Origin of the sequence: Aeribacillus sp. FSL M8-0235, from assembly GCF_038000355.1 — a bacterium.
Taxonomy (GTDB): Bacteria; Bacillota; Bacilli; order Bacillales; family Aeribacillaceae; genus Aeribacillus; species Aeribacillus composti.
This window is the reverse complement of sequence record NZ_JBBOBW010000001.1, coordinates 3,335,903-3,351,543: the sequence shown is the minus strand read 5'-3', so window position 1 is coordinate 3,351,543 and position 15,641 is coordinate 3,335,903. Positions and strand designations below refer to the sequence as shown.

Below are 15,641 nucleotides of genomic sequence, written 5' to 3'. Positions count from 1 at the left end.
CTTGGAAATTTTTTTGCCTACGGGTGAATGGATGATTAATCAAGGTTTGGTTGGATTTGTACGGATTGCTAGGAAAGCCGGACATCATATAGAAATGAAGCAGGACGGTATTTGTTTTGATAGCAGCATATTTAACACAATGGCTAAAGATTATTTTACATATTTTCTTGAAAAATTCAGTGTTGCTGATCGGGATGAAACAAGGCTAAAAAAAATTTTAAGTCAGTGTCGGAAAGAAGAAACATTTAAAGAAGCGAAAAAAAAGCTTGATGAATCGTTAAAGAGAACATGGGATAAGGCAAAAAATTACTGTTCTGATACAGCTGAAGGAACTGAAATGTCTTTGTTGATTGAACAAATTAAGGGATATGATCAGTTCGAAGACATTGAGCAAATAGAAAAAGAAGTTAACCGTTATCTCGACCTACTGAAAACTCCGTTTATTAATGAAAAACAAACAGTAAACTTTTTTAAACTTTCTATACTTCAACCTTATTTCGGTCAGAATAGTTTTCTCAATATTAGTTTAAATAAGTTGGCGATTGAGGAACAAATTCAACGCATACATCAAGATTACATCGTTCCAATTTTGTGTGAACTAAAGCTTAAACAACTGCTTATGAATGCAGAGGATGAAAACCAACTATTAAGTTGGCTCAAAGAATGTCCCTATAAACCGATCAAAAATTTACATAAAACGTGGAAGAAAACATCTCTTGCTGACATTCGGGAAAACGAAAATGAACAGTTTTTATCATGCAGTTTTTTTGATGAATGGTATGCATTCGAACATTTAAATGAAGGTCATTTTGTTCCCTTACAGGTTAGTTCTTCAAATGCTTTGAATTATTATTGGGATTTTGACAATGGAATGAAAATTCCTATTTCCAACCTTGCCAAATTTATATTGTTTTGTGCGCCTGCCGGAGCGGCACTTTCACCAAATGGAAACCAATCGAGCTTTGTGCAAATCGATGGGAGTATGAATAAACTTTTTGAAGTAAATGAACGTTATGCATTATTGCGCGAAGAAGAGAGCCCTTTAAACGAAATTATTTTTGATTTAGTTACAGAATTGAAGGAAAAGGGAAATGCGAATCATCGAAATTATCTTTTTATTGATTATTCATCCGATTATCGGTTGAGAAAGACGATATTGAATTATTTTGATTTACCACGTTCATTAAGTCGTTTCTTCGTGAATGAGCACAAACTATTGAAAAGGATGCATTATTCTTTGCGCAATGCGCTTGCATATGACTTTTTAACAAGGCGCGATGCAAAATGGAGGATTTTCAATGTGCTCCGCCAATGCATCGAGAAAAAATATTCATCATTAGATGCTCAGACGGCAGTAGTTGTCCGTCATTTATACCAAAAATATTTGGAAGGAGATGGAGATGTGAAGATCGATTCGAAAACTGAAAGCAAAAGTATCTGGTTTTTATACAACTGTGGACGTGAAGTTCGGCAAAAATACGTGGAAAAAGGACAAGAACCGAAAGTTCAGGGAATTGCTTACCGATTGTTAAATGCAACAAAAGCGAACAATAAAAAGACTTTTATGGATTCTTTAATTCGCGTGTATATGTCTTTGGAGTTGCCAATGCCCTCTCTCTTTTTACAAGTGCTGCACGAAGAAAAGCTTGATTTTGCGACTGTTGCTAATGCGTTTATCGCAGGCTTGGTATCCCAACCTAATGACAAACAACCTGAAGGAGGAAATGAATAATGAGAAAGGCTTTATCATTTACAGTAATATTTCAAGGAAATTCATTAAATTATGGGGAAGGTATCGCCAATATTTCCGAATTAAAAAAATTCCACCGCGGGAATGGTGATGTTCATACATTTGCCTCTCGCCAAAGTCTCCGCTACGACATCGTCCGTCTTGGTAATCAACTTTTTAACTGGAATTTAGATGTTGTAGACAAATCGAAAGGAGTTATTCAATTTAAAGACGAATGCACCATCAAAGATTCAGTTGAAATGGATTTATTTGGATATATGAAAACAAAGGCGAAATCAGGCGCAGAGAGAAGATCTGCAGCTGTTCGCATTAGTCATGCGATTTCACTCGAACCTTTTCGAAGCGATCTTGAATTTTTAACAAATATGGGCCTCGCTAATCGAATTGGAACAGACGCGAATTTAGCAAATTTAGAGCAGCATCAAAGCCTTTATACGTATACGGTAACCATAGATTTTGCTCGTATCGGGGTGGACGGAAAGATTGAACTGCCGAATGAAGAACGTGCTGCCCGTATCAAACAACTTTTGACAATCATTAAAATATTAAATCGTGAAATTAAAGGAAGACAAGAGAATCTTGCACCTCTATTTATTATTGGAGGGGTATACAGTGTTGCTAATCCATTTTTCCTTGGGAGAGTGTCGTTAAAACAAGGAAATCAATACGAACTCAATACGGGAAAAATTGCATCAGTGCTTGAACAAACGATACTTGGAGAAAAGGTGGCAGATCGTACTTATATCGGGCTAGTACGTGGAGTTTTCGATAATGAAAGTGAAATTGAAACATTGGGGAATATCGTGACAATTGAGCAGTTTTTTACAATTCTTGAACAAGAAATTGACGAATATTTTGGTGATAAATGATGCAAGTACTACGACTAAAAATGTTTCAAGAAACTGCCTGTTATACAAAACCTTTTGCTTTGAAAGTAGGAGAAACATATCCGCTTCCTCCATACTCAACAGTAAAGGGCATGATACATGAAGTGTTAAAAGCCAATGAACTGATTCCATTTCGTTTGAGCATCCAAGGTGATTATGAAACAAGAGTTGTAGATTATAAAAAAAGTTATTTTATAAAAGATAGAAAAAGTAAAGAATTTCCTATAATTTTGGACGGGCTTTCAGGAATTGATTATTCCTATACTTCCATGACAGCGATGCCGCTTTATATGCATCTTTTGTACAATGTTCAGTTAGTAATACATATCGCTGCAGAGGACGAAATTTTGCAAAAAATTTATAAAGCTTTTTATAGTTATGACGGTCATATCAGCCTTGGACGCCATGAAGATCTCGTACGTATGGATGAGATAAGATTTATTGAGCTGATAACAGTTGATGAAAGTGACTTAGCTCATTCGATGTATATCCCGAAAAAGATCATTGCAGAGGATGACCTAACGGGTATCCCTTATCGCCTAAATTGGACTTATACAATTAAAAAGGGAGTTCGTGATTGGGTGAAAATCCCAACATTATATGTTGCACAGGGTGAAAAAATTTACAGTGAATTGTTTTATGAACCAATTCATTTTGATAAAGAAGGATATACTGTCTTCTTTAATTAAGCTTTTGTCTATGGACAAAAGCTCTTTTCTTACAGATATAAGGGAGGGAATCAACATTGTGCATCATTTATGCAAAATCAAATCCCGTTGAATCCTTGAAGGAGCACACAGACGAATTATTGAGACAATATGAAAAATTACGTAATGCATATGGCATTTACATACAGAATGAAAGAGTTTGGGAGCTTTTAAAAATTGCCATTCACTATCATGATGCTGGAAAGGTGTATGGACCCTTTCAGCAACGCATTTCAGATGTGATCGGCATTCCTTATAAGGCAAAAACTGAAGCACAAAAATATTTGCCGCACAATTATTTATCTCCATTTTTTCTTCCCTTGGAGAAGCTTTCACTTACTCGTTTTGAACGAAAGGTGCTTATCCAAGCAATTGCTTATCATCATGAACGTGACCATGAGTTAAATTTTGAAGAACTTCGAGAAGCAATTGAACTGGACTTAGTGAAGAAACAAGATCTAGTTCGAAGCCATCTTGAAATTCCTGTTCCGGATCAAATTAAATTGTCCAATCGAGTTTTTAGAGAAATGGAAAAAAGAATTGTCTACGATGAGGAAAAAATAGATGAATATTTATTTTATGTCTTAGTGAAAGGTCTTCTTCATCGAATAGATCATGCGGCCTCTGGGCATATCGATATTGAAGTAGGGATAGAAGAAAATATCGGTGAACGAGCAGTACAATTTATCCTAGAGAAAGGGTCTTCATTAAGAGATGTTCAATTATTTGCGAAGGAGCAACAAGGAAAAAATGCAATTATTGTAGCACAGACGGGAATGGGAAAAACAGAGGCAGCTTTATTATGGATCGGTAATCAAAAAGCATTTTTTACATTGCCTCTTCGAGTCAGTATCAATGCACTATTTGATAGGGTATTTGAACAAATGGGATTCGAGCAAGCCGGACTTCTGCATTCGACAAGCAGCAACTATCTTGATGAAACAGGAAAAGAAAATTGGGAGGTCATCTATGATCAGTCGAAAAATTTTGCTTCAAAATTGCTTTTTACTACGATTGATCAAATTTTAAAATTTCCTTTTAAATATAGAGGATATGAAAAGCTGTATGCAACCATGGCTTATTCGGTAGTTGTCATCGATGAAATCCAGGCTTATGAACCGAAAATTGTAGCGGTATTAATTAAAGCTTTAGAAATGATTAAACAAATTGGTGGAAGGTTTCTAATTATGACAGCGACACTCCCGACTTTATATGTAGAAGCACTTGAAAGTCGTGGAGTAATAAAAAAAGAAGATTACGTATTTCAAACTTTTGTGAATGACGATATTCGTCATCGTATTGCCATATATGATCAACCAATGAGCGATTACTATGAAAGGATCGCTGAAAGTGGGAAGAAGAAAAAAGTATTAGTTATTGTAAATACCGTTAAGCAAGCTGTGGAAGTTTATTCGAAATTGTGTAAACTTACTGATCAAGTATCGCTTCTGCACTCCATGTTTATTCAGGAAGATCGCAGCATTCTTGAAGAAGCCATTAAAGCATTTGACAAAGATCGAAATCAATCAGGCATTTGGGTGACGACTCAGCTTGTTGAAGCATCTATTGATATCGATTTTGATGAGCTTTATACAGAAGTAGCAACATTGGATAGCTTATTTCAACGATTTGGCAGATGTTATCGAAGACGCTTGCTTGATCACGACAATCCAAACATTTTTATTTTTACTAAAGATGCTTCAGGTATCGGCTATATTTATGATCAAGAAATTGTTTTAAAAAGTATTGAGGCGCTTTCGTTATTTCATGAAAAGGTGATAAAAGAAAAGGAAAAAGTAGAGCTGGTTGCTAATCTTTATAAGCGGGAATCATTAAAAAATACAAAATTTTTAAAGGAATTTGATCATGCAATGAGGGCGATTGATTCGATTACTGACCATGAATTAACGAACAAAGAAGCACAAAATATACTCCGTGACATCCAGGCTGTTCTTGCGATTCCGAGAAAAATATTTGATGAATATGAGTACCTCTTTGACCAGTTAGCTCAATGTGAAGATCGTTATGAACGCATGAAACTGCGGAAAGAAATTGAGCGAAAAACGGTGTCCATTACCAAAGCCCGAGCAAGAGGTAATACATCACCGATTTTAAAGACGTATCGATCATCTAACGGTAAAGAATATCCATTACTGCCATATATCGAAATATTAGACTTAGATTATGATTTTGACAAAAAAACAAAAAAAGGTACTGGAGTTTCGCTTACTCCTTCTTTATCCCCTTTTGTATAAAGAGGTGTCATTTGTGCGGCTAGATATTCAAGGGATAAAAGTACACTATTATTTTGTTTGTAAAAGGAAGCTGTGGTTGTTTTCAAAAGGTATACAACTTGAGAGTGAGCATGAAAAAGTCGCCATCGGTCAATTGCTTCATGAGCATTCCTATAAAAGAGTACAAATGAAAGAGAAAATGGTAGATGATGTCATAAAACTTGATTTAGTAGATGATGATTATGTCAGGGAAGTCAAAATGTCTAGCAAAATGGAAAAAGCTGATCGGATGCAACTTTTGTATTACTTATATTATTTAAAGCAGATGGGCATTGAAAAAAAAGGGAAGCTTCATTACCCAAAGGAAAAACGAACGGAAGAAATTGAATTAACATCAGAGAATGAGGTGGAAATAGAAAAATTAATAAAAGCGATCAATGCTATTCAATATCAGCCGACAGCCCCGAAAGTAAAGAGACTTCCATACTGTTCATCATGTGCTTACTATTCTTTTTGTTTTGCTCAAGAGGAGTGAGTGAGTTGCAAGATTTTTATGTGTTTTCAAATGGACAATTAAAACGACAGGATAATACTATTTATTTTATCGATGGTGAAGGAAAGAAAAAATCCCTTCCTGTTGATAAAGTAGAAAATCTTCACTTATTCGGAGAAACACAATTTAATAGCAGCTTTTTAAACTTATTGAATCAATATGATATTAATCTTCATATATACAATTATTATGGTTTTTATGCTGGTTCATATGTTCCAAGAGAAAAAAAGGTTTCCGGTTTCGTACTAGTTAAACAGGCTGAACATTATTTGAAAGAAGAAAAAAGACTGGATATTGCCCGTTCTTTTATAGAGAGTGCGTCATTTCATATATTGCGGAATTTAAAATCTCATAAAGAGAAGACGTCAGATACAATTCGCATGATAACTGAAGAACGAAAAAAATTGGAAAATGCCAATAGTGTTCAAGAAATAATGGGAATTGAAGGCCGAATTCGAAATTGTTATTATCAATCATTTTCACAGTTTTTACGTCCTGAGTTCTCTATGGAAAAAAGAGAGAAGCGTCCGCCAACTAGTCCGATAAATGCCTTACTTTCTTTTGGGAATAGTTTAATGTATACGACAGTGTTGACGGAAATATATAAAACACAGTTAAACCCTACGATTAGCTATTTGCATGAACCTTCAGTTAAACGATTTTCTTTAAGCTTGGACATTGCGGAAATTTTTAAACCCCTTATCGTAGAGCCGCTAATTTTTTCGCTGATTAATAACCGTCGAATTACACCAAAGCAATTTTCATATGAACATGGCTTCTGTTTATTAAATGAAGAAGGGCGCAAACGGTTTATTGAAAGTTGGGAAAAGAAAATGCAAACTTCTATAAAACATCGAAAGTTGAAGCGTCAAGTAACGTATCGATATTTAATCCGATTGGAATGCTATAAGCTGATCAAGCATGTAATCGGTGACGAAAAATACAAGCCTTTGAAAGCGTGGTGGTAAGTGTGTTTGTCATAATAACGTACGATGTTGGAGAGAAAAGAGTAAATAAAGTTCGAAAAAAATTAAAAGAGTATCTTTATTGGACGCAAAATTCTGTATTCGAAGGGGAAATCACTTTAAGCAGCCTTGCCAAATGCATGTCAGAGCTTGAGGCGATTATTAACAAAAATGAAGATTCGATTTATGTTTATGAAGTGAAAAACCCGCGGAACATAAAAAAGAAAGTGTATGGGCAGGAAAAAAGTTTTGAGACTTTATTCCTTTAATGAAAAAAGCAGTATAATTGATTGTGCCGATTTTTTAAAAAATTCAGTAATATGTGATAGTGTTTACGAGAACAATGTTGTTATAATAGATTGTATTGATTGACATAGGGTACTAGTGTTTCCAATCTTTTTTTGGGAAGGTTAGTATACATTCATTATTTTAATGAACTCAATTCATGATGATGCATGAAATGGGCTGCTGACGGCTAGTATGTATTTGTAATTTTAATGAAAAAGGCTGAAATGAGACTTGTTTTCGTAGGGATATGGATCAAGATTGGAAGAGTAGCAAGGATAGACAAATATTCTTAGCCTAAGGAATGTTGTTTTTGTCAACAAGTATCAACATTATCTCAATGTTGAAGGCAAAAATTAATATTTGCAGCAAACCTATTATATGAAAAAAGTGATGAAACCTTCGATGAATTCTAGGTTTCAAAGCTTTTTTTCATAGATCCCAAAACACGATTTAACCTTTACTGCAAACTGCACAAATACTTGATCTCGCAAGTTTATAAAAAAGCTTGATACTATCGTTATTTTGGCATTTTTGTTTGGTGGGTTTTATCTGAACTAAGTGGGATATAAAGGGCGTTATCAAAGCCGGGATAGTGATGGAGTGATGGTTTTATCTGAACTAAGTGGGATATAAAGCCGTTTATTACGTATCAGTTTGCTTACTCATCCGAGTTTTATCTGAACTAAGTGGGATATAAAGTTCAAAAAATTGATATATTCTTTGTACTGCTGGCGCGGGTTTTATCTGAACTAAGTGGGATATAAAGCGAAACAAGAAAAACTGTCTTATGCAACGTGAAAGTTTTATCTGAACTAAGTGGGATATAAAGTGAAACAAAGGAAGAAACAATTGCTTTCGATACAATCGTTTTATCTGAACTAAGTGGGATATAAAGTTTTCTGAAAGCTCGTCAGTATTTCGATTGTGCATCGTTTTATCTGAACTAAGTGGGATATAAAGCTAAATTGCACGAATGTTGTTATTCGTGTTTGGAACGGTTTTATCTGAACTAAGTGGGATATAAAGTCCCGAACAATTGGACATCATCGCGGAATATGGCCAACGTTTTATCTGAACTAAGTGGGATATAAAGATGAAATGAATGGACAAATAGTTGAGCTGCAGAAAGTGTTTTATCTGAACTAAGTGGGATATAAAGAGCTGATCGTACCGACGATAGGAAGTTTAACAAAAGTTTTATCTGAACTAAGTGGGATATAAAGAGAAATCAAAACGCATGGCAAGACGCCGGATATAAAGTTTTATCTGAACTAAGTGGGATATAAAGAATCTTATCTTTTCATGTTCCAAACCCGGTACTTTTTGTTTTATCTGAACTAAGTGGGATATAAAGTAGTCAGCCTCGATCACTTCCCCGTCATCGATAATGTTTTATCTGAACTAAGTGGGATATAAAGAACCGAACATATTTCGGAAGACTGTCGGCGGTTGAGGTTTTATCTGAACTAAGTGGGATATAAAGAAAATGGCGTGGAAAATCCGTGAGCATTTGCTGAATTTGTTTTATCTGAACTAAGTGGGATATAAAGACCAACCCAACAAACGGCCAGTTGTGGTTAGATACGTTTTATCTGAACTAAGTGGGATATAAAGAGAGGTTTTCGTCGAAGACAAAGACGCACTTGCACGGTTTTATCTGAACTAAGTGGGATATAAAGCTCGTCAACTTTGCCGAAACGTGTATGGCATCTGAGTTTTATCTGAACTAAGTGGGATATAAAGTCCGTTATAGCAACCGATAAAGTCAACTGTGCTTTGTTTTATCTGAACTAAGTGGGATATAAAGGATTTCATTTTGGAAAGGTACGTAGGGTCAATGTGCGTTTTATCTGAACTAAGTGGGATATAAAGATCTTTGTTCTTTTCCGCCTGTTTCTTAAGTAGGTTGTTTTATCTGAACTAAGTGGGATATAAAGTTTTTCTAACTCTGAAAGGGAAAGTATATAGACTTCGTTTTATCTGAACTAAGTGGGATATAAAGTTCAAAATATACGCATCAAACAGTTTTGCCCCTTCCGGTTTTATCTGAACTAAGTGGGATATAAAGTACCTTGCTTACCCTTCAACTGAATATCTTCAAGTCGTTTTATCTGAACTAAGTGGGATATAAAGATAATACTCATTATGTCAACTAGCGCCATTTTCGTCGTTTTATCTGAACTAAGTGGGATATAAAGTTGACAGACAGTAAAACACATTATTTTTTCATCACCGTTTTATCTGAACTAAGTGGGATATAAAGAGAATCCTTGCTGACATTAAGAAACGAGAACAAGAACGTTTTATCTGAACTAAGTGGGATATAAAGAGTGCCGATGCGCTCAATAAGATCGACATACCACCGTTTTATCTGAACTAAGTGGGATATAAAGCGGGTATTCACCTGTTTCGTTAATTAAGTGGTAGTTTGTTTTATCTGAACTAAGTGGGATATAAAGGTCCAGAAAGACTGGAATTGGGTTAAGACTTATGTTGGTTTTATCTGAACTAAGTGGGATATAAAGTGTTGGGGAATTAATTTTCTTTTGTTCTGATCCCTGTTTTATCTGAACTAAGTGGGATATAAAGTAGAGTTGCCGACAAAATGATTAATTCAAATAGACGTTTTATCTGAACTAAGTGGGATATAAAGTACCGGTATTTTTTCCAACTGATCGTTGATTTCTTTGTTTTATCTGAACTAAGTGGGATATAAAGCATAAATAGAGATACACTAAAAAAGAGGTTGTCAATGTTTTATCTGAACTAAGTGGGATATAAAGTTGAATGTCATGCGCATTATTGTCGGCTCTAGTTGTTTGTTTTATCTGAACTAAGTGGGATATAAAGTTGAAATTCTCGCGTGTAAGGCTTTCTTGTAATTCAGTTTTATCTGAACTAAGTGGGATATAAAGTTCTTTCTGTGATATCCCTCCAAAAAAGGGAATCGCGTTTTATCTGAACTAAGTGGGATATAAAGATCTTTCACCATATCGAACGGGATTGCAGCGCATTTTGTTTTATCTGAACTAAGTGGGATATAAAGGTAAAAACGCTAAGCATTGCAAAAAACGCATAAGTCGTTTTATCTGAACTAAGTGGGATATAAAGGATATATTTAAAAAAACTTATGAGCCTGTTGAAGAAGTTTTATCTGAACTAAGTGGGATATAAAGTGGCGCAATGGGAGAGAGAAACTATTGCCGAAAGGGTTTTATCTGAACTAAGTGGGATATAAAGTAAAAATGCGTCCTAGAAGAATACGTAGACTGCTTGCGTTTTATCTGAACTAAGTGGGATATAAAGGATTTCAAATCTGAGGAAATGAGAAAGTCGTACAAAACGTTTTATCTGAACTAAGTGGGATATAAAGAATAATTCAACAAATGTAGCTGACGGATCTTCATGTGGTTTTATCTGAACTAAGTGGGATATAAAGTTATTTTATTCCACGAAAGGAGGAACGCTAATGCAGTTTTATCTGAACTAAGTGGGATATAAAGAGAAAAAGAAAAAATACTCACAGAACGGTATAACGAGTTTTATCTGAACTAAGTGGGATATAAAGTATAAGGTTTAATGTCAACATTTTTTTGAAAAATTGCGTTTTATCTGAACTAAGTGGGATATAAAGATTTTTATACTCCTTTCTTAGTCAAAACAAAACCCTACCGTTTTATCTGAACTAAGTGGGATATAAAGTCTAAAACACAACTTCTATAAGGAGGAGGTAGAACGTTTTATCTGAACTAAGTGGGATATAAAGAATGATCATTGATGCACCTGCTATGAATAACAATCCGTTTTATCTGAACTAAGTGGGATATAAAGATCAGCAGGCGCAGCAAGCTGAACAAAGGGCCGTCAGTTTTATCTGAACTAAGTGGGATATAAAGTGCCGTAAGCGTAAAATAATCCCCACCTTTTAATGATAGGGATTAAATACTATTATTGTGATAAGTTATTAAAAACCCGACAATTCAAAGGAATTGTTTTGGACCAAGGAAGTAGTTGATCAAGCTCATCCATATTGCTTATATCCATATTGGGAAGCCTTTCAAATAAGTAGCGAAGATAATAAAATGGATTTAATTTATTCTCTTTTGCTGTCTCCACAATACTGTAAATGATTGAGCTGGCCTTAGCTCCTTTCGGAGTATTGCTAAAAATCCAGTTCTTCCTTCCGATCACAAATGGTTTAATGGATCGTTCACTTCGATTATTATCGATTTCTAATCGTCCATCCTCTAAAAATGCCACGAGTTTTTCCCATTGGTTGAGGCAGTATGTAATGGCTTGACCTAATAGACTCTTTGGTAAAACATTGCTTTTCTCTGTTTTTAGCCATGCTGAAAAAGCCTCCAACAATGGTTGGCTGTGTTTAAGTCGTTTTTTATATCGTTCTTCTGGTGTACATTCTTTCAAATCACGCTCGATGGCAAATAGCTGATTACAGAAATTGAGTCCTTCCCGAGCTGTGACTGCTGAATGACGTTTGGATTCAGGAAGTACGTTTAAAGCCTCATCGAACTTTCTGCGGGCATGAGCCCAACATCCAACTAATGTTACGCCGGATACCTTATGGTATCCTGCATATCCATCGACATGCAGGTATCCTTTAAACCCTTTTAGGAATTCTTTGGCATGTTCTCCTGCTCTAGTTTCCTGATAGTCATAAAGGACAAGTGGTGGATCCTCTCTTCCAGTCCGATAAAGCCACATGTAAGATTTCGATGTGCTTGACCTTCCAGGTTCATGTAAAACCTGAACAGTTGTTTCATCCGCATGTAGAATGTCTTTAGAGAGGAGATGCTCTTTCATTCGTTGATAAATTGGCGCAAGCCATTTTTCGGCACCATAAAGCATCCAATTGGCCATGGTTTGCCTGGATAAGATCACACCTAATCGTTTGAACTGTTGTTCTTGGCGATATAGAGGTAGCCCCTCTACATATTTTTGATTCATAATATATGCCATGCTTGACGGTGAAGCTAAACTTTTTGGATACACAGATTTTGGGGCAGGTGCTGTAACGATTGGTGTCTCTATTTCATTACGCTCACAATGACGGCATCCATAGACATATCGAACGTGTTTTAAAACTTTGACTTGAGCCGGAATAATCACTAATTCTTGTCGTACTTCTGTGCTCATTTCGTGTGTTTTTTCACCGCAACACGAACAGACCTGCTCTTCTTCGGGTAAACGATATTCAATCGTTTCCATAGGCAGGTTTTCAAACGTAGCTTGACGTTGACCACGTTTCTTTTTACGACGATATGTAATTGTTTCAACAGTTGGCTCTTCGGCTTTTACATTAGACTCTACCTCTGCTTCATTGAATAAAGGTAGTTCTAATTGATTAGGATTTGTTTTTTCGCTTGAAGAGCCAAATTTTCGTTTTTGACTAAGACGATACTGTTCTTCATACCATTGTAATTTCGCCGTCAATTCAACGATTTGCTGTTGAAGTTTTTCAATTAATTCAAATGGGTTTTGGTTAGGATTCTTTAAATTTTTCATCATGTAGTAATAATTCGACGGTTTTAGCTATTTTCCTCCAAGGTTTTTGTTAAAAGTAAAAAATTCATATAACTGTTCTAGCCTTTACTTCTGGGTGTGCTTTCTTTTGCTCCATTGCAAGACCATCCAATAACCAGCGTAATTGCCGATAACTAATTTGTATCGTTCCAGTGTCATTTTCATTTGGCCATTGAAATTTTCCTTTTTCCAATCGACGATAATAAAGCCAAAAACCATTATAGTCCCAGTGAAGAATTTTTAATTTATCTCGCTTTCGATTACAGAACACAAAATAGCTTGATGAAAAGGGATCTAAATCAAATCCCTCTTTCACCAAAGCAGCTAATCCATCAATGGATTTTCTCAAATCAGTACTTCCTTTTGCCAAGTAAACTCGTTCAGCTCTTGTACCAGCTAACATGTTGATTTCAAAGTCCTAACCACTTCTGAAAGAAAGGCCGGATCGAAACCAGGTTTTACTTCAATTGAAATCCCACTAATTTCAATCCGTAATGAATTTTCAACTGTTTGTGAATGATCTTCTAGGGTAACGGATGCCCATTTTGTAGACTTTCCTTGATTTTTTATTGGATTTTCAATTTTTCTTAACCAGTATTTAAACTGGTGAATACTCCATTGATTTTCCTTGCACCAGTTTACTTGAGTTTGACCGCTTTTACGATAGTCAGCGATTCGTTGTTCCCAAACCTTTCGTAATTCAGGATTCTTAGGCATAAAAAAACCTCCTTCAATTTCATCTTGAGGAGATTATCTCATGAAATTAGCACATCAAGAAGGTGTGCAAGATTTGACGCTTACAAAGTGCCCCCATTGTGAAGAGGAACGCCTCAAACGTCACGGTTTTATCTGAACTAAGTGGGATATAAAGAATGAATTTGGACAAGCTTTACAAAAAGCGAAACAGGTTTTATCTGAACTAAGTGGGATATAAAGAACACTTTTCGCAGAAGAAATAGTCAATCTTTGTCGTTTTATCTGAACTAAGTGGGATATAAAGTCACATGAAATCCATGAGCGCAATAACGGCGGATTCGGTTTTATCTGAACTAAGTGGGATATAAAGTTTCCTCCAAGCGTTGCTGTTCCGCCTTGCAGTTTGTGTTTTATCTGAACTAAGTGGGATATAAAGCCGCATTAACGGCGGCTGATGAAAAACCTGATTCACGTTTTATCTGAACTAAGTGGGATATAAAGCTCGTCAACTTTGCCGAAACGTGTATGGCATCTGAGTTTTATCTGAACTAAGTGGGATATAAAGGACGAGAAAAATAGCCTTTAACAAAAATTATGACGGTTTTATCTGAACTAAGTGGGATATAAAGTTATCTTAATGAGCTGGACCAGTACGCCAAACATCAGGTTTTATCTGAACTAAGTGGGATATAAAGTCAGCCAAACCGTAAATAAATGGTTTAAAATGCGTGTTTTATCTGAACTAAGTGGGATATAAAGCAAACTCCGTTCTGCTGACTTTCGTTGCGATCTGATCAGTTTTATCTGAACTAAGTGGGATATAAAGTTTTGCGCTTGAATGCTTCTAAAAAAGCTCCAATTGGTTTTATCTGAACTAAGTGGGATATAAAGTAACAGAAAGTTATACTTCCCGTTTTGTAGGAGAGCGCGTTTTATCTGAACTAAGTGGGATATAAAGTTGTTAGATGTCATTATGTTTGTGGCACAAAAAATGTTTTATCTGAACTAAGTGGGATATAAAGTTTTGTTATTTGATACGAATTCGTATCAACTTTCTGGTTTTATCTGAACTAAGTGGGATATAAAGATGTTTCGTAACACATCAATAATATTTGAAGTTATCGTTTTATCTGAACTAAGTGGGATATAAAGTGATGATTTTAAAGCAAAAGGCGTTAAAGAATATAAGGTTTTATCTGAACTAAGTGGGATATAAAGTGGATCGAGCCAGACGAGGGCGGATTAAATAAATTCCCGTTTTATCTGAACTAAGTGGGATATAAAGTCTAATATGAGAATGAGATAACCCCATATGCATTGCGTTTTATCTGAACTAAGTGGGATATAAAGTTGTACCCATCAAGTCGCCCAACGCTTGTATATTGCGTTTTATCTGAACTAAGTGGGATATAAAGGTATATACGAATACTTCTTCCGGCTTTCCGTCATTCGTTTTATCTGAACTAAGTGGGATATAAAGAAAGTTTGGTGAATTCCTCCTTCTTGTCAATTAAATGTTTTATCTGAACTAAGTGGGATATAAAGTTGTTGATTCATCAGCATTCCAACTCGCAACACCCCGTTTTATCTGAACTAAGTGGGATATAAAGTTCCATAACGAGCTTTGATATATCGAATTGCCGCAACGTTTTATCTGAACTAAGTGGGATATAAAGGTAGAGCTAACATTTCATTCGAGGGCGTGCTATACCCGGTTTTATCTGAACTAAGTGGGATATAAAGATCTACCGCATGCTGACGAACAAACAAAAATGACTTTGTTTTATCTGAACTAAGTGGGATATAAAGCAAGCATCCCCGGTTTTGGCTGTGGATTCGTTTTCCAGTTTTATCTGAACTAAGTGGGATATAAAGTGATATCGGAATGTTGTATTATGAAACTGCAATAATGTTTTATCTGAACTAAGTGGGATATAAAGATTATCAATAAGTTTTTTGTTTTCTCACTAATGATGTTTTATCTGAACTAAGTGGGATATAAATGAATGGGGGGGGGGTT

The 15,641-nt window shown here is 35.5% G+C and carries 10 protein-coding genes and 2 CRISPR repeat arrays (1 of these 12 cut by a window edge); of the genes, 7 read left to right on the top strand and 3 right to left on the bottom strand.

The features are described from left to right. Position 1: 1 nt before the first annotated feature. From cas8a1 to cas2, 7 genes are read left to right on the top strand one after another with little or no spacing between them, the layout of a single operon-like run. Positions 2 to 1,732 (top strand): type I-B CRISPR-associated protein Cas8b1/Cst1, encoded by a 1,731-nt coding sequence (cas8a1, locus tag NSQ71_RS16355; RefSeq protein ID WP_340734249.1) that lies wholly within the window; start codon positions 2 to 4, stop codon positions 1,730 to 1,732. Beyond that, entirely contained in the window at positions 1,732 to 2,619 is an 888-nt protein-coding gene (cas7i, locus tag NSQ71_RS16350) for a type I-B CRISPR-associated protein Cas7/Cst2/DevR (protein WP_340734248.1), read from the top strand. Before cas8a1 ends, cas7i begins: the two co-directional genes overlap by 1 nt. Continuing rightward, positions 2,619 to 3,326 carry a type I-B CRISPR-associated protein Cas5b gene (gene cas5b / locus NSQ71_RS16345; protein ID WP_340734247.1) on the top strand — a complete coding sequence of 236 codons (708 nt, stop codon included), beginning with the start codon at positions 2,619 to 2,621 and terminating at the stop codon, positions 3,324 to 3,326. The genes cas7i and cas5b overlap by 1 nt, the downstream gene beginning before the upstream one ends. Before the next feature lie 56 nt (positions 3,327 to 3,382). After that, entirely contained in the window at positions 3,383 to 5,599 is a 2,217-nt protein-coding gene (gene cas3 / locus NSQ71_RS16340) for a CRISPR-associated helicase Cas3' (RefSeq protein WP_327848721.1), read from the top strand. A gap of 13 nt (positions 5,600 to 5,612) precedes the next feature. Further along, positions 5,613 to 6,113, top strand: coding sequence for a CRISPR-associated protein Cas4 (gene cas4, locus NSQ71_RS16335; RefSeq protein WP_235600436.1), 501 nt, complete (start codon positions 5,613 to 5,615; stop codon positions 6,111 to 6,113). 5 nt (positions 6,114 to 6,118) lie between these two features. Continuing rightward, positions 6,119 to 7,099, top strand: a complete 981-nt coding sequence (gene cas1b / locus NSQ71_RS16330) for a type I-B CRISPR-associated endonuclease Cas1b (protein ID WP_340734246.1) — start codon at positions 6,119 to 6,121, stop codon at positions 7,097 to 7,099. Between the two features lie 2 nt (positions 7,100 to 7,101). Then, positions 7,102 to 7,365 (top strand): CRISPR-associated endonuclease Cas2, encoded by a 264-nt coding sequence (gene cas2 / locus NSQ71_RS16325; RefSeq protein WP_063387729.1) that lies wholly within the window; start codon positions 7,102 to 7,104, stop codon positions 7,363 to 7,365. A 561-nt stretch (positions 7,366 to 7,926) separates the two neighbouring features. Continuing rightward, positions 7,927 to 11,280: direct repeats of the CRISPR family, unit length 29 nt; unit sequence GTTTTATCTGAACTAAGTGGGATATAAAG. 52 nt (positions 11,281 to 11,332) lie between these two features. Here the strand turns inward: cas2 and tnpC are convergent. The 3 genes from tnpC to tnpA all read right to left on the bottom strand — a co-directional run bounded on the left by tnpC (position 11,333) and on the right by tnpA (position 13,642). Beyond that, positions 11,333 to 12,910, bottom strand: coding sequence for an IS66 family transposase (gene tnpC / locus NSQ71_RS16320; RefSeq protein ID WP_094245431.1), 1,578 nt, complete (start codon positions 12,908 to 12,910; stop codon positions 11,333 to 11,335). A 61-nt stretch (positions 12,911 to 12,971) separates the two neighbouring features. After that, a complete protein-coding gene (gene tnpB / locus NSQ71_RS16315; protein ID WP_157727923.1) occupies positions 12,972 to 13,328 on the bottom strand; it encodes an IS66 family insertion sequence element accessory protein TnpB in 357 nt (118 codons plus the stop codon). After that, entirely contained in the window at positions 13,322 to 13,642 is a 321-nt protein-coding gene (gene tnpA / locus NSQ71_RS16310; RefSeq protein WP_003352856.1) for an IS66 family insertion sequence element accessory protein TnpA, read from the bottom strand. The genes tnpB and tnpA overlap by 7 nt, the downstream gene beginning before the upstream one ends. A gap of 125 nt (positions 13,643 to 13,767) precedes the next feature. Then, a CRISPR array of direct repeats spans positions 13,768 to 15,641; the repeat unit is 29 nt; unit sequence GTTTTATCTGAACTAAGTGGGATATAAAG (it continues 827 nt past the right edge of the window).